Origin of the sequence: Sphingomonas sp. CD22 (assembly GCF_034556155.1) — a bacterium.
Lineage (GTDB): Bacteria > Pseudomonadota > Alphaproteobacteria > Sphingomonadales > Sphingomonadaceae > Sphingomonas.
Genome location: NZ_JAYDYX010000002.1, coordinates 321720 through 342100, shown reverse-complemented (window position 1 = coordinate 342100; position 20381 = coordinate 321720). Strand labels below are relative to the sequence as shown.

Below are 20381 nucleotides of genomic sequence, written 5' to 3'. Positions count from 1 at the left end.
GCGCGGGGCGAACCGGATCGCCTCACTCCCCCATCGCGGGATCGCTGACCGAATGCGCGCCGGTCTCCACCCGGCCGGCGAAGCGGCGGGCAAACAAGCGGTCGCTGTCGCAGCGGACCGCGAAATCGTACCAGCGGCCGCTGTCGGTCAGCGACCAGTGGAGCGTCGTCTGGCCCTGCGCGGCGACCTGAGCGGTCCACGGGCCGTCCTGCCGATAGGCGCGCGCTTCGACGGTGAAGGTGCAGGCCGCACCACCGCCGTTCGTCAGGTCGACATAGACCTCGCCGTTGGCGACATCGTAGCAGACGCGGATCTCGGGACTAGCGGCGCCGCCCGACAGACGGTTGGCGTCGCCGGTGAAATGGCGGTGGTAGCCGTTCGGCCCGAGCACCCACAAATCGTAGCGGCCCTGATTGTCGCGGCCGGCGTTCCAGCTATCGTCGAGCGTCTTGCCCGCCTCGACGACGTAGCGGCGCGGCACCCGACCGAGATTGTAGCGGTCGTAGACGTGGAACACCGCCGCCTGCGTGCCGCTGTTGGCGAACAGCAACTGGACCGTGCCGGCCGCGGCGACGCGCGCGCTGGTGTGCAGCTCGTACGGCAACGCGCGCGACGGGCGATAGCCGGTGGCCTGGATCGGCAGGCTGGCATCCTGCGGCACCGGCACCTTGGGCAGCGCCGCCTGGGCGGCGCGCAACGTGTCGGCGTCGGCGCGGCTGCTGCGGCCGCTCAACGTCGGCAGCGCCTCGGTATTCGGCGTCGCGAAGTTGAACGCGCTGGTCAGGTCGCCGCATACCGCACGGCGGCAGGGGGCGATATTGGGCTCCTGCACGCCGAACCGTGCTTCGAGGAAGCGCAGCACCGACGTATGATCGAACGCCTGCGAATTGACCCAGCCGCCGCGGCTCCATGGCGACACGACGAACAGCGGCACGCGTGGTCCGGGGCCGAAGACGCGCCCGTCCGCCTTGGGCTGCGACTTGCTGTAAGCGGGCGCGCCTTGGGTGAAATATTCATAGGCCATCGCCGCGTCGGACAAGGTCGATTTTCCCGCCAGCGATCCGTCGGCATTGCGCGACGGCGCCGAGGGTGACGGCAGGTGATCGAAATAGCCGTCGTTCTCGTCATAGTTGATGAGCAGGACGGTCTTGCTCCACACGTCGGGGTTGGCGGTGAGCGCGTCGAGCACCTCCTGGATGAACCAGGCGCCCTGTACCGGGCTCGACGGGCCGGGATGCTCGCAATAGATCGACGGCGCGTGCAGCCACGACACCTGCGGCAGGCGACCGTTCGCCACGTCGCTGCGGAAGGTGTCGAGGTACCGGTCGGGCGTCGCGCCGGGCAGCGTGTTGGCGATCCCCTTGTAGAGCGGGGCCCTGGCATCGTCGGTGGTGCGGTCGTAGGCGTGATAGGGCAGCGCCTGGCCGGTCTGCCAATAGGGTTTGCCCGGCGCGCCGCCGCTCGACACCGGATAGCCCGAGGCGATGTTGGCGCGGCGGAACGGCACGAACGCGCCGAGCATGTTGTCGCCCCATTCGTCGGGCATGTTCTGGTAGCAGATCCAGCTCACCCCGGCCTTCTCGAGCCGCTCGGCATAGGTCGTCCAGGTGTAGCCGATGTCCTGCGTCGCGGGGTCGCCGTCGATCGCATCCCATTCGTTGTTGACGAACACCCCGTTGGCCGCCGCCGTCGCGCCGTTGGTGCCGGTGATGTGGAAGCTGCGGTTGACGTCGGTGCCCGAATGGACCGCGCAATGATAAGCGTCGCAGAGGGTGAAGGCGTTGGCCAGCGCGAACTGGAACGGCACCTCCTGTTCCTTGAAATAGCCCATCGACGCATCGGTCTTCGACACCGGCCAGCTCGTCATCCGGCCGCCGTCCCACGCGCTTTGGCTGTCGCTCCACGAGTGCGGCACGCCGGTGGCGCGCTGCGCGTTGTTGGCGGTGCCGTCGAGATGATAAGGGGTCAGCACGCTGCCGTTCGAGCGCGTCTGCTGCCAGACGCTGCGGCCGCCGGGCAGCGGGATCGGGAAGCGATCGCCGAAGCCGCGCACGCCCTTGAACGTACCGAAATAATGATCGAACGCGCGATTCTCCTGCATCAGGATGACGACGTGCTCGACGTCCTTGAGCGTGCCCGTCGCATTGTTGGCGGGAATGGCCAGCGCGCGGCGGATCGACAGCGGCAAAGCGGCGAGCGCCCCCGCCGCAGCGGCGCCGGCACCGGCGAGCCGCAGGAAATCGCGTCTGTTGGTCACGGATCAGATCCTAACTGGAAGCGGGGAGCGGAGGACGCGCGTCACGGCGCGCAATGTTTGAGCACGGTCTTGCTCGGCTGCGGCTGCGGCTGCGTAGCGGAGCCATCGCTTTCGGCGATCGACTGACCACGGCAGGAGGCAAGCAAGGCGCAAGCAAGAAGAGCGCCGATGCAATATGTTGCGCGGCGCCGTGATGCAATCGGGCAGCTGTGGAAAGACTTGCTCGTCACGGATAACGCCCCTGCTTCGCTCGTGGACGAGGGGCTCCTATGCGGTCGATGCTGCAACCTGGTGACAGGTTGGCGAAGCCGGCTGACTTATTTGGAAAGCCGGGTCATGTCCGTAGCTTGGACAATGCGCGCCTATTCCGCGGCGTTGCGCACGTCCGGCATCTCGAACTCGGGCGAGGGTTCGGCGGCGTTGAAGCCGAGGGTCGAGCGGCCTTTTACCGGGCCGGCGATGTCGGCGACGAGATAGAGCGGGCGGCGCTTCGATTCGATGTAGAGGCGGCCGAGATATTCGCCGATCATGCCGAGCACGAACATCTGCGCCGCCGACAGGATCGTCACGACGAGCATCGTCGAGGTCCAGCCCTGCACCGGCGACCCCTCGAAGAACCCCCACAGGATGTAGAAGAGCAACAGCAGCGAGGCACCGGCGAGGATCACCGAGGCGTGGCTGGCGAAGCGCAGCGGCGCGGTCGAGAAGCCGGTGACCGCGTCGAAGGCGAGCCGCACCATCTTGCCGAGCGGGTAATTGGTCTCGCCGGCGTGGCGCTCGGCGCGATCGTAGGGGAAAGGCACCTGACGGAAGCCGACCCAGGCGACCATGCCGCGGATGAAGCGCGCCTGTTCGGGCAGCGACAGCAAGGCGTCGAGCGCGCGGCGGCTCATCAGCCGGAAATCGCCGGTGTCGAGCGGGATCGGCGTGTCGGTGACGCGGTCGAGCACGCGATAGAAGGCCGCCGCGGTCGCCTTTTTGAAGATCGTCTCGCCCTCGCGCTTGCGGCGCACCGCATAGACGACGTCGGCACCCTCGGCGCTCATCGTCGCGCGCATGTCGGTGAGCAATTCGGGCGGGTCCTGCAAATCGGCGTCGATGATTAGGATCTGTTCGCCCGAACACAAATCGAGCCCCGCGGTCAGCGCGAGTTGGTGGCCGTGGTTGCGCGACAGATTGATCGCGACCAGCCGCGGGTCCTGCTCGCTGAGCCGCTGCATCACCGCCCAGCTGTCGTCGCGGCTGCCGTCGTTGATCAGGACGATCTCGTGATCGTCGCCGACCGCGGCACGGGCCGCCGCCGCGACCCGCGCGTGCAGCAGCTCCAGGCACGCGGCCTCGTTATAGCACGGGATGACGACGGACAGTGCGGGGCGGTACATGACCCCCCGTCCTTAGCGGCTCGCACGCCCGTCATCCATACGTAACGTCGGCGTTATGGTCGTAGGCGCCGCCCAAGTAGCGCGCGGCGCCTACGACGGATGCTCAGCTATAGTCCTTGAGCTCGTCGCCGATGATGCGGACGACGTGGAGCACGTTGGTCGAGCCGGGGGTGCGGAACGGCACGCCGGCCATCACGATCACCCGGTCGCCCGCCTGGGCGATGCCGGTGCGCAGCGCCATGCGCTTGGCCTTGCCGACCATGTCCTCGAACGATTCGACGTCGCGGGTGTGGACGGCGTGCGTGCCCCACAGCAGGCCGAGCCGGCGCGCAGTCTCCTTGCTCGGGGTGAGCACGAGGATCGGCACCGACGGCCGCTCGCGCGCGATGCGGCGCGCGGTCGAGCCCGAGGTGGTGAAGCAGATGATCGCGGTCGCCGAGGTGGTCTTGGCGATCTGCTTGGCGGCTTCCGACAAGGCGTCGGCGGTGGTCGGGTCGGGGCGCGTCACGGTGAAATGGACGCGGTCGCCGTGCATCGGGTCGCTTTCGACCGAGACGCCGATCGAATTCATCATCGCGACCGATTCGACCGGCCACGCGCCCGCCGCGCTTTCCGCCGAGAGCATGATCGCATCGGCGCCGTCGTAGATCGCGGTGGCGACGTCGGACACTTCGGCGCGGGTCGGCGACGGGCTCTGGATCATCGATTCGAGCATCTGCGTCGCCACCACCACCGGGCGGCCGAGCCGGCGCGAGGTTTCGACGATACGCTTCTGGAGCGGCGGCACGGTCTGCGGCGGCAATTCGACGCCGAGGTCGCCGCGCGCGACCATCACGCCGTCGCACATCTCGACGATCTCCTCGAGCCGGTCGATGGCCGCGGGCTTCTCGATCTTGGCGAGCAAGGCCGCCTTGCCGCCGATCAGCTTGCGCGCCTCGGCAAGGTCCTCGGGCCGCTGCACGAAGGACAAGGCGATCCAGTCGACGCCCTGTTCGACCGCCCAGGCGAGGTCGCTGCGATCCTTCTCGGTCAGCGCCGCCATCGGCAGCACGACGTCGGGGACGTTGAGCCCCTTGTTGTTCGACAGCGCGCCGCCGACCTCGACCAGGGTCTCGATCCGGTCGGCGTCGTGATCGGTGACGCGCAGCACGAGCTTGCCGTCGTCGAGCAGCAGGCGCGCGCCCGGCTCGATCGCGGCGAAGATCTCCTTGTGCGGCAGCTCGACGCGGGTGGCGTCGCCCGGCGTCGGATCGCGGTCGAGCACGAAGGTGCTGCCGTGTTCGAGCATCGTGCGCCCGCCCTCGAACTTGCCGACGCGCAGCTTGGGGCCTTGCAGATCGGCGAGGATCGTCGTCGGCCGGTTGAATTCCTGTTCGAGCGAACGGATCGCCTGGATCACCGCGACCTTGGACTGCTGGTCGCCATGGCTCATGTTGACGCGGAAGGCGTCGGCGCCCGCCTGGAACAGCGTCGCGATCATCTCGGGGGTGTTGCTTGCCGGACCTAATGTCGCCAGCACGCGAACCTTTCGCGCGCGGGGCGCAATGGCAGTCGTCATAGAAAGGGCTCCTGGGGAATGGCCGCGCTCCCCTCTAACCCCTATCTAGGAGCGATCAACTTCCGAAAGGTTTCCATGACCGACAAACTCGCCGCGCTGCCCGACGCGGTCGCCGCGGCGGCGTTCCGCCGCCTCGTCCACCACCTGCGCCATCGCACCGATGCGCAGAACGTCGACCTGATGGGCCTGTCCGGATTCTGCCGCAACTGCCTGTCCGACTGGATCGAGGAGGCGGGCGGCCTGACCAAGGCCGAGGCGCGCGAGACGATCTACGGCATGCCGCAGGCCGAGTGGAAGGCGCGCTACCAGAGCGAGGCAACGCCCGAACAGCTCGCCCGGATGGAGGAAAGCCTCAAGCGCAACGAAGGTCGCGATGACCGCGACGCGGCATTGGACGAGGCGCTCGACGAGAGCTTCCCGGCGAGCGATCCGCCCGCGATGACCGAGCCCGGCCGGGGTTGAGCCCGGCGGGCTAAACGCCTAGACGCCCGCCCCTACCGGCATGCGTCCGGTATCCTTTCAGCGAATCATATGAGGGCCGCAGGGTGCCTGCGGCGGGGTGGGACAATGGCGGAAGAACGGCAAGACGGCATGGGCGGCGGCCAGGTCGCGGCGGACGAGCTGCGCCTCCTGATCGAGCGCGCCGAGCGGCTCGAGGAAGAGAAGAAGGGCATCGCCGACGACATCAAGGACGTGATGGCCGAGGCCAAGGGCCGCGGCTACGACCCCAAGGCGATCCGCAAGATCCTCTCGATCCGCAAGAAGAAGAAGGAAGAGTACCAGGAGGAGGAGGCGATCCTCGAAGTGTATATGCAGGCGCTCGGGATGATCTGATCGCGTGCAATGTTCCTGCGGACGCAGGAACACTGGGTTTAGCAGATCCAACGGTTTACGACGTCTCGGGCTCCTGCTTTCGCAGGAGCGCGGGCGCGGTTTCGCAGAAGGGTCAGACGGGTTGCGGGCGGCGAGGTCACGGCCTCGACGCTTCCGGCGTCAGCCCCGGTCGAGCCGCCGGCCCAGCCCGACGAACAGATAGATCAGCGGCGGCACCAGGATCGCCGAGAGCAGCACCTTGGCGATCATCTGGCCGAGCAGCAGCTCGCCGATCGGGAAGACGCCGGCGAAGGCGATCGTCACGAACAGCAGCGTATCGACGATCTGGCTGAGCACGCTGGCGATGCCGGCGCGCAGCCACAGCAGCCCGCTGCCCTCGCGCCCCTTGAGCGCGGCGAAGATCGTCACGTTGAGCGTCTGCGAGATGCCATAGGCGACGATGCCGCCCAGCCAGATGCGCGGCGTGCCGCCCATCATCATCGCGAAGGCGTCGCGGCGCGCCGGGTCCATATCGGCGGCGGCAGGCACCGACAGCACGACGACCGACAGCAGGATCGACACGATCAGCGGCGCGAAGCCGACCCGCACCAGCCGCGTCGCGGTGTCGCCGCCGTGCAGTTCGGCGACCGCGCTCGACACGACGACGAGCAGCAGGAAGGCGAAGATGCCCGCCTCCACCGCGAGCGGGCCGAGGCCGACGACCGGGCCGAGCGCGGACAGCGGACCGAGCGCGACCTGTTTGTTGCCGAGCACGCCGGCGATACACACCATGCCGCCGTAGAAGATCGAAAAAGCGAAGAGCGAGCGCGGGATAGCGCGAACCGAAGTGTCCATCGCCGCGACGCTAGCGGCTTTCGCCCGGCCTGCAAACCGCGCGCGGGGGCGCCGGTGCGGATAGCCATTCCCACGCACGTCCGGCGCGGGTAACGTCGCCGGCGGAGAAGAGGATGCCATGGCCGATCCGCACGACGACCAGACCGCCCGCGCACAGGCCGCCGATCCCGGCGCCACCCCCGGCGCACCCGATCTCGCCGAGCTCCAGCATTGGACCTGGGTGATGGGCCGCGCGCAGCAGATGATGATGGAGCAGGGCCTGGGGCTGATGACGGCGGGCGGCGCGATGCCCGAGGCGGCGCCCGCCCCGCTGGTCAATCCGGCGCTGGTCCGCCAGACGCAGGATTATTGGCGCGACAATCTGGCGCTGTGGCAGCGCTTCGTCGATCCCGCCGCGGCGGTGCCGCCGCCGCCGCAATCCGACGGCGACGCGCGCGACAAGCGCTTCAAGGCGGCGGCGTGGCGCGACGATCCCTGGTTCGACTGGATCCGCCGCAGCTACAATCTGATCGCCGACCATATGCTGCGCGGCGTCGACGCGCTCGACGGCGTGCCCGAGCGGCAGAAGGAGCAATGGCGCTTCGCCGCGCGCGGGCTGGTCGAGGCGATGAGCCCGTCCAACTTTCCGCTGACCAACCCCGAGGTGGTCGAGAAGACGATCGCGACCAAGGGGCAGAATCTGCTCGACGGGCTCAGGAACATGCTCGCCGACATCCAGAAGGGCCAGCTCACCCATACGTCCGAAGGCGCGTTCGAGGTCGGCCGCAACCTGGCGACGACGCCGGGCAAGGTGGTCAAGCGCACGCCGCTGTACGAGCTGATCCAATATACGCCGACCACCGACCGCGTCATGACGACGCCGCTGGTGATCTTTCCGCCGTGGATCAACCGCTTCTACATCCTCGACCTGACCCCCGAGAAGAGCTTCATCCGCTGGGCGGTGGAGCAGGGCATCACCGTCTTCATGGTGTCGTGGAAGTCGGCGGACGCGTCGATGAAGGACGTCGTGTGGGACGATTACGTCACCGCACAGGTCGATGCGGTCGATACGATCCGCGCCGCGCTCGACGTGCCGGCGGTGCATACGATCGGCTATTGCGTCGCCGGAACGACGCTGGCGGCGACGCTGGCGCTGCTCGCCGCGCGGGACGAGGCGGACAAGGTCGCCAGCGCGACCTTCTTCACCGCGCAGGTCGACTTCGCGCAGGCCGGCGAGCTGCAGCATTTCGTCACCGACGAGCAACTGGCGCTGATCGGCACCTTGTCGCCGCAGGGGTTCCTCGACGGGCGCTATATGGCGGCGACGTTCAACCTGCTGCGCGGGCGCGACCTGATCTGGAATTACGTCACCAACAATTATCTGCTGGGATCGGACTACACGCCGTTCGACCTCCTCCACTGGAACGGCGACACCACCAATCTGCCCGCGAAATGGCATCTGTCGTATCTGACCGATCTCTATCGCGACAATCTGCTCGTCCAGCCGGGCGCGATGTCGGTGGCGGGCGAGGCGCTCGATCTTCGCCGGGTGACGACGCCGGCCTATGTCCAGGCGGGGCGCGAGGATCATATCGCGCCCGCCGACAGCGTCTGGCGAATCACCCATCTGCTGCGCGGGCCGTTGCGCTTCGTGCTCGCCGGATCGGGGCATATCGCGGGGGTGGTGAACCCGCCCGCGGCGGGCAAATATCAATATTGGACCAACGAGGCGGGCGCGCAGAGCCTCGACGACTTCGTCGCCGGCGCGACCGAGACGAAGGGAAGCTGGTGGCCGGATTGGCTCGCCTGGCTGCGCGCGCTCGACGGCGAAACCGTCGCCGCCGAGCGCGCACGGCGGCCCGGCGAAGGCACGCTGGCTGCGCTCTGCGAGGCGCCGGGAGACTATGTCCGCGCGCGATAACGCTATCATGCTGCACCGCACAATTTGGCTTGAAAGATAGCGGTCTAACGGCTATTGTGCGTTGCAGCATAATAGCTGGAGTAGGATCGATGGACGACACCGTCCCCAAGCCGCCGATCACGCCCGCCCGTCGTGGTGCCGGCGCCGCGCGTGGCGCCGATGCCGCCGCCCCGCCCCAGCGTTCCAAGATCAAGCCGACCGGCAGGAAGCCGGCTGCGGTGCGCGTGCCCGAGCCGGTCGCCGCATCGCTTCCCGTCGTGCCCACCGCCGTCGCGGTTGCGCCGATTGTCCCACCCGCAGCAAAGGAAGTCCCCATGGAAACGATCGAAAACGTCACCGCCACGACCCAGACCGCGTTCACCGACGCGACCGACCGCGCCAAGGGTGCCGTCGACAAGAGCCAGAAGCTGCTCCAGGAGGCCAGCGAGTTCGGCAAGGGCAATATCGAGGCGCTCGTCGAATCGTCGAAGATCGCCGCGCGCGGTCTCGAGACGCTCGGCCAGGACGCCGCCGCTTATGCCAAGAAGTCGTTCGAGGAGGCGACCGCGGTCGCCAAGACGCTGACCTCGGTCAAGTCGCCGACCGAATTCTTCAAGCTGCATTCGGATTACGTCCGTTCGTCGTTCGACGCGCTCGTCCAGCACAGCTCGCATAATGCAGAGGCGGTGCTGAAGCTCGCCGGCGAGGTGGTGCAGCCGCTGTCGAATCGCGTCGCGCTCGCCGCCGAGAAGCTGAAGGTCGCGGCGTAACCGCCACGCCAGCCCGACCAAAGGGGCGGCCGCAGCGATGCGGTCGCCCTTTTCCTGTTCCAGCCCCCTTGCTCCGCGCGCCCGGCGTGCCATATTTCGGCGATCACCATGACAGTTGAAGCGATCACGATGGCCGAACGCCGCGACGATGGAACGGATGAGGGCACCGGCCTCGCCACCAAGACCCGCACGCGGACCAAGCAGCCGACGCCGTACCGCGTTCTGATGCTCAACGACGATTATACGCCGATGGAATTCGTCGTCTTGTGCCTGCAACGCTTCTTCCGGATGAACATGGAAGAGGCGACGCGGGTGATGTTGCACGTCCATCAGAAGGGCGTCGGTGTCTGCGGCGTCTTCTCTTACGAGGTCGCCGAGACCAAGGTCGGGCAGGTCATGGACTTCGCCCGCCAGAACCAGCATCCGCTGCAATGCACGCTGGAGAAAGCGTAGCTCCGGCCGCGCCCTTGCTGCAGAGCTAGCGCGGCATCGGCAGCCAGCCGAGGTCGAGGCCCGCCGCGCGCGCGGTGTCGCGGGCGGTGTGATGCGCGGTGCGCACCAGCATGGCCTCGTCGACGAAGGTCATCCGGCCGCCGTCGCGTGCGATCATCCCCTCGTCCTGCAACTGGCGCAGCATGCGATTGACGTGCACCGCGGTGAGCCCGGTGGCGTCGCCGATCTCCTCCTGCGTCAGCCCGAGCTGGAAGGTGTTGCCGGCGGCGCCGTCGACGGCGCGCAGCCGGTGGCGGATATCGATCAGCAACGCCGCGACCCGCGCCTTGGCGGAGGTGCGGCCGAGCCCGGCGAGCCGGTCGGTGAGCGCGACGCGCTCGATCTGGTCGAGCGCGATCAGCAGCGCGGCGAGCCGCGGATGATCGGCGCTGATCGTGCCGATCGCCGATCGCTCGACCGGCGCGACCGCGCATTCGGTGAGCGCGATCACCGTCTCGGGCGAGTTGCGATAGACCAGCCCCGCCATCGCCACCAGATCGCCGCGGAACAGGAAGCGCAGGATCTGCCGGCTGCCGTCGGGCAGGATGACATAGCTCATCATCGTGCCGCGTTTGACCACGAACAATTCGGGCGACTTGTCGTGTTCGCGCAGCAGCACGGCACCGCGGCGCAGCGTCCGCTCGCGCTGTTCGAGGCTGTCGAGGGCCGCCTTCTCATTGTCCGACAGGTCGATCAGTTCGCCGAGGCGTTCGGCGAGGCAACTGGTCGTCACGCTGTTGAATTCCCCCAATTAATCGATTCTGGGTAGCAGTACCCCAAGTCGGTGCATTAAAATCAATCAACAAGCAGGGTTAAAGTTCTCGATACGCCCCGATCGCCCGCCGCCGCATTCGCGTCTTGCGCGGGCGTGGCGGCGCGTTAGACGACGGGGATGGACCGTATCCTCATTCGCGGCGGCAATCGTCTGTCGGGCCGCCTTCGCATTTCCGGCGCCAAGAACGCCGCGCTGACGCTGATGCCCTGCGCGCTGCTCACCGACGAACCGCTGACGCTGCGCAACCTGCCGCGGCTCGCCGATGTCGACGGGTTCGGCCACCTGCTCAACCAATTGGGCGCCTCGACCCGGATCGAGGGGACGCGGCCCGAGGATTTCGGCCGGGTGATGACGATCCGTGCCGGCAAGCTCACCTCGACCGAGGCGCCGTACGACATCGTCCGCAAGATGCGCGCGTCGATCCTGGTGCTCGGCCCGGTGCTGGCGCGCGCCGGCGAGGCGACGGTGTCGCTGCCCGGCGGCTGCGCGATCGGCAACCGCCCGATCGACCTGCACCTGAAGGCGCTGGAGGCGATCGGTGCCGAGCTGGAAATGGCGGCGGGCTACGTCAAGGCGACCGCGCCCCGCGGACGGCTCTCCGGCGGCCGCTATCGCTTCCCGGTGGTGTCGGTCGGCGCGACCGAGAATGTCGTGATGGCGGCGGTGCTGGCCAAGGGCAGCAGCGTGATCGAGAATGCGGCGCGCGAACCCGAGATCGTCGATCTGTGCAACTGCCTCGTCGCGATGGGCGCGCGGATCGAGGGGATCGGCACCGAGACGCTGGAGATCGAGGGCGTCGACCGGCTGCACGGCGCGACCTATGCGGTGATGCCCGACCGGATCGAGGCGGGCAGCTATGCCTGCGCCGCGGCGATCACCGGCGGCTCGCTCGACCTGCTCGGCGCCAATGCCGCCGACATGCAGGCGACGATCGACGCGCTGCGCGAGGCGGGCGTGAAGGTGACCGAGACGCGCGACGGCGTGTCGGTGGAGGCCAGCGCGCCGCTCGGCCCGATCACCTTGTCGACCGCGCCCTATCCCGGCTTCGCGACCGACATGCAGGCGCAGTTCATGGCGATGCTGTGCAAGGCGTCGGGCACCAGCGTGCTGACCGAGACGATCTTCGAGAACCGCTACATGCACGTGCCCGAATTGGCGCGGATGGGCGCCGACATCCAGGTCCACGGCCGCACCGCGGTGGTCAAGGGCGTCGACCGGCTGGTCGGCGCGCCGGTGATGGCGACCGACCTGCGCGCGTCGATGAGCCTGATCCTCGCCGGGCTGGCGGCGGAGGGCGAGACCTCTGTCGCGCGGGTGTACCACCTCGACCGCGGCTACGAACGGCTGGAGGAGAAGCTCTCCGCCGTCGGCGCCGACATCGAACGCGCCAGCGATGGTTAAACGCTAAATCCTCCCTCGCTTTAGCGGGAGTGCAGGGTTGGATTGCCCCCGGCAATCCAAGATCATGCCGGGGGCATGATCGACCCTGCACTGGGACCGCCGGCCGCAGGCCGGTGGTGGAGGGGGCGTCTCCGCGAACGACCAAGTCCGCCGTATCCTCCCCCTCCGTCAGTGCTTCGCACTGCCACCTCTGCGGGGGAGGAATTTGATCTTCAGTACCCCCCACCCCCGACGAATGGTGCATGGCACCCCGCGCCTGCATCTGTTAGCCCTGCTGTCATGCCCAGTTCGGCCGCCGCATCCGCCCGTGAGATCCTGACCCGCCTTCACGACGTGATGGCGGGGCGCAACCCGGCGCAGGCCAAGCTCAACGCTGTCGTCGGCATCATCGCCGAGGCGATGGATAGCGAGGTCTGCTCGATCTATCTGCTGCGCGAGGGCGTGCTCGAACTGTTCGCGACGCGCGGGCTCGACCAGGCGGCGGTCCACGTCACCAAATTGGCGCTCGGCGAGGGGCTGGTCGGCTCGATCGCCGAGGATGTCGAGGTGCTCAACCTCGACGAGGCGGCGAGCCACCCCGATTTCGCCTACAAGCCCGAGACCGGCGAGGAACGCTATCACAGCTTCGCCGGCGTGCCGATCATCCGCCGCGAGCGCGCGGTCGGCGTGCTCGCCGTCCAGCATAGCGAGCAGCGCAAATATCAGGACGTCGAGATCGAGGCGTTGCAGACGGTCGCGATGGTGCTGTCCGAACTGATCGCCAATGCCGGACTGATCGACAGCGCGACGACCGGCACCGACCGGCCGCAATCGACCGCGGCGGTGCGCCTGCCGGGACAGAAACTGGTCGAGGGCATGGCGTCGGGCCACGCCGTCTTCCACCAGCCGCGCATCGTCGTCGAACATACCGTCGCCGAGGATACCGACGCCGAACGCCACCGCGTCTATGCCGCGTTCGACAAGATGCGCGAGCAGATCGACCGGATGACGCGCGAGGCGGAGTTCGGCGTCGGCGGCGAGCATGAGGAGGTCCTCCAGACCTACAAGATGTTCGCCTATGACGAGGGTTGGGCGCGGCGGATCAACGAGGCGATCGATTCGGGGCTGACCGCCGAGGCGGCGATCGAGCGCGTCCAGCAACGCACCCGCCAGCGCATGCGGCAGATCGACGATCCTTTGCTCGCCGACCGGATGCACGATCTGGAGGATCTGGCCAACCGGCTGCTGCGCATCGTCTCGGGGCAGATGGGCACCGCGGCGCAGATGGGGCTGCGCCAGGACACGATCCTGATCGCGCGCAACCTCGGCCCCGCCGAATTGCTCGAATATGACAAGCGGCGGCTCAAGGGCGTGATCCTGGAAGAGGGATCGCTCACCGCGCATGTCACGATCGTCGCGCGCGCGATGGGCGTGCCGGTGCTGGGCCGCGTCCGCGACGTCCGCCGGCTGATCGCCGAGGGCGACCTGCTGCTGCTCGATTCGGTTGCCGGCAACGTCTTCGTCCGCCCCTCGGCGGCGATGGAGGAGGCGTTCGAAGCCAAGCTCGCGATGCGCCAGAAACGGAAAGCCGCCTTCGCCGCGCTGCGCGACGTGCCGCCGGTGACGAAGGACGGTCACCGCGTCACGCTGATGGTCAATGCCGGACTGCGCGACGACGTCGCCGCGCTCGACGTGACCGGCGCCGACGGCATCGGCCTGTTCCGCACCGAATTCCAGTTCCTCGTCTCGGCGACGCTGCCGCAGCGCGAGCGCCAGCAGCGGCTCTATCGCGAGGTGCTCGACGCGGCGGGGACGCGCCCGGTGATCTTCCGCACCGTCGATATCGGCGGCGACAAGGCCTTGCCCTATCTCAACAAGGAAGACGCCGACGAGGAGAATCCGGCGATGGGCTGGCGCGCGCTGCGGCTCGCGCTCGACCGCGACGGCCTGATGAAGGTCCAGGCGCGCGCGCTGATCGAGGCGGCGGCGGGGCGCACGCTCAACGTCATGTTCCCGATGGTGTCGGAGGCGTGGGAATTCGCCGAGGCGAAGGCCTTGTTCGAGGCGCAGCGGACGTGGCTCGACGCGCGCGGGCGGCGGCCGCCGCTGGCGATCCGTTATGGCGCGATGCTCGAAGTGCCCGCGCTCGCCGAACAGCTAGACCTGCTGCTGCCCGACATCGACTTCCTGTCGGTCGGCACCAACGACCTCACGCAATTTTTATTTGCCGCCGACCGCGCCAATCCGCGGCTCGCCGAACGCTACGACTGGCTGAGCCCGTCGATCCTGCGCTTCCTGTCGCGGGTGATCGGGCCGTGCCGCGCGGCGGGCGTCGACCTTGGCGTCTGCGGCGAGATGGGGGGCCGGCCGGTCGAGGCCATGGCGTTGATCGGATTGGGAATCGATCGGTTGTCGATCACCCCGGCGGCGATCGGGCCGATCAAGGCGATGGTGCGCAGCCTCGATCACGCCGCGGTCCAGCGCTTCGTCGCCGAGCTGATTGCGCATCCGCCGCGCGACATGCGCGGCGCGCTGACCCAATGGGCGGTGCAGAGCGGCGTCGATCTGGCCTGAAAGGCTGCCGAACCGCAGGCACCCCGCGTTGACTTGCGGCTGGGCATCGGGGAATGTCATGAACGTCAGCGATCCGCAGCCCTCCCTTGGAGACACGAATGGACGAGGTCGATCCCGGCCAGCCGAACCCGACCCCCGTTGCCCCGGCTCGCCCGGGTGAACGGTTGCGCCAAGCGCGGGAGATCCGGGGGCTGAGCCTGGCCGAAGTCGCGGCGCGGACGCGCGTGCCGCAGCGGCATCTGGAGGCGTTGGAGACCGGCGACTATGCCCTGCTGCCCTCGCCGACCTATGCGATGGGCTTTTCCAAGGCCTATGCCCGCGCCGTCGACGCCGACGAGGTGTCGATCGCGCAGGACGTGCGCCGCGAGCTCGACCAGCTCGGGCCGCGGCAGCCCGAATACGTCCCCTATGTCACCGCCGATCCGGCGCGGGTGCCCTCGCGCGGCATTGTGGTGATCGGCGCCGGCGTCGCGCTCGCGGTGCTGATCCTCGTCGCGCTCTGGTACGGCAGCAGCCTGTTCCAGCCGCATGCCGCCACCACCACCGCGGCGAGCGACGACGTCGCCACGCAGGCGGTCGCGCCGAAACCCGCCGCGGCGCCGTCGCCGGCGATCCCGACCGGCGGGCAGGTGGTGCTGACCGCGACCGATACGGTATGGCTGCGCGTCTACGATGCCGACAACAAGGTGCTGTTCCAGGGGACGATGAAGCCGGGCGACCGGTTCGAGGTGCCCGCCGCCGCCAAGGACCCGATGATCAACGTCGGCCGCCCCGACAAATTGGCGGTGACGCTCAACGGCTCGGCGATCCCGCCGCTCGGCGACGGGTCGCGCCCGATCAAGGACGTCGCGGTCAGCGGCTCGGCGGTGGCGCTGCGCCTCGCCGGCCAGCCCGCCGGCCAGCCCACCGCGACGCCGACGGCGGCGGCGCGCCCGACCCGCACCGCGGGCGCGCGACGAGACGGGGGCAATCGGCGCAGCGACGCCGGCGGCACCGCCGCGGCCGATCGCATCGTCCCGCAAGAGCCGGCCGCGACAGGCAATTCTTTCGCACCTTAAGGCTGGCGACAGGTGGCCGGATGCAGCTATGGCGGCATGGAATTGACCCAAGCCGCGCCGGGGGGTGCCAAGATTATGCGTACGATCATCTGGGCGCTTGCCGCCACCTCGCTGATCCCGGTCGCCGCCGCGGCGCAGAGCAACGTCGAAGGGCGTGTCGGCAAGCTCGAGAGCGAGATGCGCGCGGTGCAGCGCAAGGTGTTCCCGGGCGGTGCCGGCCAGTATCTCCAGCCCGAGATCACCCGCCCCGACGCGCCGCAGCAGGCGGGCGGCACGCCGGCGACCAGCGCGGTCGCCGACCTCACCGGCCGCGTCACCGCGCTGGAGCAGCAGATGGCGTCGATGACCGACCAGATCGAGCAGACCGGGTTCAAGATGCGCCAGCTCCAGGATCAGTTCGACGCGTATAAGCGCAGCAACGACGCGCAGCTGAAATCGCTGGCGACCACTCCCGCGCTCGCCGCCGCAGCCGGCTCGGCGCCGCTCAATGGTGGCGACGATGGCGCGGCCGACGGCGCGGCGCGGCCGACGCGGGCACCCGCCAAGACCAATACGCCGGTCGCGGTCGCCGCGGCGGGCGACACCGGCCCCTCCGCCGCCGCGGTGGCCGGCGCCAAGGTCGACAAGCCCAGCACCGGCGACACGCCCGAGGACGAATATCTCTACGGCTATCGCCTGTGGGCGGCGAAGCAATATCCGCAGGCCGAGACGCAGCTCAAGAAGGTCGTCACCGACTTTCCCAAGCATCGCCGCGCGAGCTGGGCGCAGAACCTGCTCGGCCGCACCTATCTCGACGAGGGCAAGCCGAGCCTCGCCTCGATGGCCTTCTACGACAATTACAAGAAGATGCCGGACGGCGAACGCGCCCCCGACAGCCTCTATTACCTCGCCCAGGCGCTGATGAAGCTCAACAAGCCGGCCGACGCCTGCAAGGTCTACGGCGAGCTGACCGACGTCTATGGCACCAAAATCTCTCCGAGCATGAAGGCCGATGTCCAGAAGGGCCGTACCGCCGCCAAGTGCAAGTGACCCGTTCGCCGTCGCGGCGGAGCGGTTCCATCACGACCTGAACCGCGCGCTCGGGGCCGAGCCGCGCGGGGCGATCCTGCTTGCCGTGTCGGGAGGGCCCGATTCGATGGCGATGCTGACGCTCGCTGCGGCGACCTTCCCCGGCCGCATCCGCGTCGCGACGGTCGACCACCGGTTGCGCGCCGCCGCGGCTGCGGAGGCGGAAATGGTCGCCAATCACTGCGCCTTGCTCCACGTGCCGCATGCGACGCTGATCCCCGACGCGCCGATCACCGGCGCGAGCATCCAGGCGGCGGCGCGGCAGGTCCGCTATCGTCTGCTCGCCGACCATGCCCGCGGCGTGGGCGCCGAGACCATCGCCACCGCGCACCACGCCGACGACCAGGCCGAGACCTTCCTGATGCGCGCCGCGCGCGGATCGGGCATCGCCGGGCTCGCCGGGGTGCGGCCGCATGCGACGATCGAGGGCGCTGTCGTAATCCGCCCGCTGCTCGAATGGCGCCGCGCCGAATTGCGCGCGATCGTCCGCCGCGCCGAGGCGCCGTTCGTCGACGATCCCACCAACACCGATCCGGCGCACGACCGCACCCGCTTCCGCCGCCTGCTCGACGCCAACGAATGGCTCGGGCCGCCGCAGCTCGCCCGCGCCGCCGCCGCGCTCGCCGAGGCGGACGGCGACGTGCGCGCGATCGTCGAATGGCTGTGGTCGAGCCGCGCGGCGGTCGATGGCGCCGGGGTGCGGATCGACGTCGCCGGCCTGCCCCGCGAACTCGTCCGCCGCCTCGCCCGCCGCGCGATCGGCACGGTGGTCGAGGCCGCCGCTTTGCCCGCGCCGAAATGGAGCGACTCGGCGAATATCGAGGCGCTGCTCGACGCGCTCGCCGCCGGCCGGCGGGCGACGCAGGCGGGCGTGCTGGTGTCGCCGCACGGCGACAGCTGGCGTTTCCGCCCCGCCCCGGCGCGTCGTTCTTCCGGATCGGCCGAATCAGGCTGAGCGTTCCATTGCCATTAACCTGCACACGCCTATCTTGTGCTGCGAAAGGTTCCCCATGAACGATAACGACAAGCAGCCCCAGAACGGCGATGGCGGCAACGGTGGCAACGGCGGCAACCCCTGGATGAAGAGCCTGCTCATCTGGGTCGGCATCCTGCTCGCGCTCGCGCTGTTCGTCACGATGTTCAACGGACCGAACACCGCCGGTGCGCGCAACACCGTCGCTTATTCGAAATTCCTCGATCAGGTCGACGAAGGCACCGTGAAGGATGTCGCGATCAGCCGCGACGTCATCACCGGCACCTATTCGAGCGGGGAGACGTTCCGCACCTATCCGATCCAGGACCCGACGCTGGTCCCGCATCTGCGCCAGAAGAACGTCACCATCGCCGCCAAGCCCGACGAGGGCACGTCGATGTGGATGCTGCTGCTGTACCAGTCGTTGCCGTTCCTGCTGTTCCTCGGCATCGCCTTCTTCGTCATCAAGCAGATGCAGAAGAACACCGGCGGCGGCGCGATGGGCTTCGGCAAGAGCCGCGCGCGCATGCTGACGCAGAAGGAAGGCAAGGTCACCTTCGACGATGTCGCCGGAATCGACGAGGCGCGCGCAGAGCTGACCGAGATCGTCGACTTCCTCAAGGACCCGACCAAGTTCGCGCGCCTCGGCGGCAAGATCCCGAAGGGCGCCCTGCTGGTCGGTTCGCCCGGCACCGGCAAGACGCTGCTCGCCCGCGCCATCGCGGGTGAGGCGGGCGTACCGTTCTTCACCATCTCGGGCTCGGACTTCGTCGAGATGTTCGTCGGCGTCGGCGCCAGCCGCGTCCGCGACATGTTCGAACAGGCCAAGAAGAGCGCGCCGTGCATCGTCTTCATCGACGAGATCGACGCGGTCGGCCGCCATCGCGGCGCCGGCCTCGGCAACGGCAACGACGAGCGCGAGCAGACGCTCAACCAGCTCCTCGTCGAGATGGACGGGTTCGAGGCGAACGAGGGGATCATCATCGTCGCGGCGACCAACCGCCCCGACGTGCTCGATCCCGCGCTGCTGCGTCCGGGTCGCTTCGACCGTCAGGTCGTCGTGCCGCGCCCGGATATCGAGGGCCGGATCAAGATCCTCGAAGTCCATATGAAGAAGGTGCCGCTGGCGCCCGACGTCGATGCGCGGGTGATCGCGCGCGGCACGCCGGGCTTCTCGGGCGCCGATCTCGCCAACCTCGTCAACGAGGCGGCGCTGATGGGGGCGCGCAAGGGCAAGCGGCTGGTCGCGATGGCCGAGTTCGAAGAGGCCAAGGACAAGGTCATGATGGGCGCCGAGCGGCGTTCGATGGTGATGACCGAGGACGAAAAGCGGATGACCGCCTATCACGAGGCGGGCCATGCGATCGTCTCGATCCACGAACAGGCGAGCGACCCGATCCACAAGGCGACGATCATCCCGCGCGGCCGTGCGCTGGGCATGGTGATGCGCCTGCCGGAGCGGGACAGTTACAGCTACCATCGCGACAAGATGTACGCCAACCTCGCGGTGTCGATGGGCGGCCGCGTCGCCGAGGAGATCATCTTCGGCTATGACAAGGTGTCTTCGGGAGCCTCGGGCGACATCCAATACGCCACCGGTCTGGCGCGCGACATGGTCACCAAATGGGGCATGTCGGACAAGGTCGGCCCGGTCGAATATGCCCAGCCCGAGGGTGAATCGTTCCTCGGCTATTCCTCGTCGCAGCCGGTTCGCATGTCGAATGCGACCGCGCAGCTGATCGACGACGAGATCAAGGGCATCGTCGAGGGCGGGCTCGCCCGCGCCAAGCAGTTGCTGACCGAGCATGTCGACCAGCTTCATCTGCTCGCCGGTGCGTTGCTCGAATACGAGACGCTGTCGGGCGACGAGATCAAGAAGCTGATCGCCGGCGAGGAGATCGGTCGCGTCGATTCAGGCCCCAAGCCGAGCGTGCCGCGCGCCGGCACCTCGATCCCCAAGACGCGCCGCCCCGGCGGCCCGTTCGGCAATCCGGCGCCCGCGGGGGCCTAAGCCTGGATGGCGGTTCAGCCCGCCGTCAGTTTGTTCGCGCTAATCGGCGGCATTCCCACCCGGAGTGCCGCCGATGTCGCGTAAAGCCTTGATCGCCCTTGCCGTTTCCCTTGCCGCTGCGGCCCCGGCCGGCGCCGCTATGAGCGTCGGCACCTTCCTCACCCGCGCCGCGCCGCTGCGCGAGAATCCCTTCACCGCGCTGACCAATCCCGATTATCCGGTGCTCAAGGCGGAAGCCGACGCCGCCACCCGCCAGCTCCGCGCCGACAGCGCCGCCCGCGTCGCCGCCGGCAAAAAGCCGATCGCCTGCATGCCCGACGGCGCCAAGATCGGCATCCTGCAGATGCTCGGCGGCCTCGACGCGCTCTCGCCCGCGGAGAAGAAGCTGCCGCTGAAGGAGGGTTACGCGAGGGTATTGGCGAAGACCTATCCGTGCTGAGGATGTGGGATAACGCTCGCCTGCGACGGTGATGCTCCGTTGGGGGCGGTGATTCCCATCGTCATCCCGCCCCCTCCAATCGTCATCCCGACGAAAG

17 protein-coding genes are annotated in these 20381 nt (G+C 68.5%); 12 read left to right on the top strand and 5 right to left on the bottom strand.

Features of this window, described 5'->3' with window-relative positions; genetic code table 11:
- Nucleotides 1-22 precede the first annotated feature (22 nt).
- The 3 genes from SFC76_RS04935 to pyk all read right to left on the bottom strand — a co-directional run bounded on the left by SFC76_RS04935 (nt 23) and on the right by pyk (nt 5197).
- Nucleotides 23-2257, bottom strand: a complete 2235-nt coding sequence (locus tag SFC76_RS04935) for a phosphocholine-specific phospholipase C (RefSeq protein ID WP_322848367.1) — start codon at nt 2255-2257, stop codon at nt 23-25.
- Between the two features lie 362 nt (nt 2258-2619).
- Nucleotides 2620-3639: a glycosyltransferase family 2 protein gene (locus SFC76_RS04930; protein WP_322848366.1), complete on the bottom strand. Its 1020-nt coding sequence runs from the start codon at nt 3637-3639 to the stop codon at nt 2620-2622.
- 103 nt (nt 3640-3742) lie between these two features.
- Entirely contained in the window at nt 3743-5197 is a 1455-nt protein-coding gene (gene pyk / locus SFC76_RS04925; protein ID WP_322848365.1) for a pyruvate kinase, read from the bottom strand.
- Nucleotides 5198-5272: 75 nt separating this feature from the next.
- Here pyk and SFC76_RS04920 point away from each other — a divergent pair, with 75 nt between their 5' ends.
- Nucleotides 5273-5659 carry a DUF1244 domain-containing protein gene (locus SFC76_RS04920; protein ID WP_322848364.1) on the top strand — a complete coding sequence of 129 codons (387 nt, stop codon included), beginning with the start codon at nt 5273-5275 and terminating at the stop codon, nt 5657-5659.
- 105 nt (nt 5660-5764) lie between these two features.
- On the top strand, nt 5765-6031 hold the full coding sequence (locus SFC76_RS04915) for a DUF2312 domain-containing protein (protein ID WP_052075679.1): 267 nt from the start codon (nt 5765-5767) through the stop codon (nt 6029-6031).
- A 159-nt stretch (nt 6032-6190) separates the two neighbouring features.
- Here SFC76_RS04915 and SFC76_RS04910 read toward each other — a convergent pair whose 3' ends face one another.
- Nucleotides 6191-6865, bottom strand: a complete 675-nt coding sequence (locus SFC76_RS04910) for a queuosine precursor transporter (RefSeq protein ID WP_322848363.1) — start codon at nt 6863-6865, stop codon at nt 6191-6193.
- A gap of 118 nt (nt 6866-6983) precedes the next feature.
- Between SFC76_RS04910 and SFC76_RS04905 the strand changes: the two genes are divergently transcribed.
- From SFC76_RS04905 to clpS, 3 genes are all read left to right on the top strand, one after another.
- Nucleotides 6984-8765 (top strand): class I poly(R)-hydroxyalkanoic acid synthase, encoded by a 1782-nt coding sequence (locus SFC76_RS04905; RefSeq protein WP_322848362.1) that lies wholly within the window; start codon nt 6984-6986, stop codon nt 8763-8765.
- An 89-nt stretch (nt 8766-8854) separates the two neighbouring features.
- Nucleotides 8855-9514, top strand: coding sequence for a phasin family protein (locus tag SFC76_RS04900; RefSeq protein ID WP_322848361.1), 660 nt, complete (start codon nt 8855-8857; stop codon nt 9512-9514).
- Nucleotides 9515-9643: 129 nt separating this feature from the next.
- Nucleotides 9644-9967 carry an ATP-dependent Clp protease adapter ClpS gene (gene clpS, locus SFC76_RS04895; protein WP_038664297.1) on the top strand — a complete coding sequence of 108 codons (324 nt, stop codon included), beginning with the start codon at nt 9644-9646 and terminating at the stop codon, nt 9965-9967.
- A gap of 25 nt (nt 9968-9992) precedes the next feature.
- Here the strand turns inward: clpS and SFC76_RS04890 are convergent, their stop codons facing one another.
- Nucleotides 9993-10739: a Crp/Fnr family transcriptional regulator gene (locus SFC76_RS04890; protein WP_322848360.1), complete on the bottom strand. Its 747-nt coding sequence runs from the start codon at nt 10737-10739 to the stop codon at nt 9993-9995.
- A gap of 159 nt (nt 10740-10898) precedes the next feature.
- On the opposite strand from SFC76_RS04890, the gene murA reads away from it, so the two are divergent.
- The 7 genes from murA to SFC76_RS04855 all read left to right on the top strand — a co-directional run bounded on the left by murA (nt 10899) and on the right by SFC76_RS04855 (nt 20284).
- The gene (gene murA, locus SFC76_RS04885; protein WP_322848359.1) at nt 10899-12182 is read left to right on the top strand and encodes a UDP-N-acetylglucosamine 1-carboxyvinyltransferase; all 1284 of its coding nucleotides are present in this window, start codon (nt 10899-10901) and stop codon (nt 12180-12182) included.
- Between the two features lie 279 nt (nt 12183-12461).
- On the top strand, nt 12462-14735 hold the full coding sequence (gene ptsP / locus SFC76_RS04880) for a phosphoenolpyruvate--protein phosphotransferase (protein ID WP_322848358.1): 2274 nt from the start codon (nt 12462-12464) through the stop codon (nt 14733-14735).
- Nucleotides 14736-14833: 98 nt separating this feature from the next.
- Nucleotides 14834-15793, top strand: a complete 960-nt coding sequence (locus SFC76_RS04875; RefSeq protein WP_322848357.1) for a helix-turn-helix domain-containing protein — start codon at nt 14834-14836, stop codon at nt 15791-15793.
- A 75-nt stretch (nt 15794-15868) separates the two neighbouring features.
- Nucleotides 15869-16822 (top strand): tetratricopeptide repeat protein, encoded by a 954-nt coding sequence (locus tag SFC76_RS04870; protein ID WP_322848356.1) that lies wholly within the window; start codon nt 15869-15871, stop codon nt 16820-16822.
- Nucleotides 16785-17816 carry a tRNA lysidine(34) synthetase TilS gene (gene tilS / locus SFC76_RS04865; protein ID WP_322848355.1) on the top strand — a complete coding sequence of 344 codons (1032 nt, stop codon included), beginning with the start codon at nt 16785-16787 and terminating at the stop codon, nt 17814-17816. Before SFC76_RS04870 ends, tilS begins: the two co-directional genes overlap by 38 nt.
- 55 nt (nt 17817-17871) lie before the next feature.
- Entirely contained in the window at nt 17872-19845 is a 1974-nt protein-coding gene (gene ftsH / locus SFC76_RS04860) for an ATP-dependent zinc metalloprotease FtsH (RefSeq protein ID WP_322848354.1), read from the top strand.
- A 139-nt stretch (nt 19846-19984) separates the two neighbouring features.
- Nucleotides 19985-20284 carry a hypothetical protein gene (locus SFC76_RS04855; protein ID WP_322848353.1) on the top strand — a complete coding sequence of 100 codons (300 nt, stop codon included), beginning with the start codon at nt 19985-19987 and terminating at the stop codon, nt 20282-20284.
- The last annotated feature ends 97 nt before the right edge of the window (nt 20285-20381 follow it).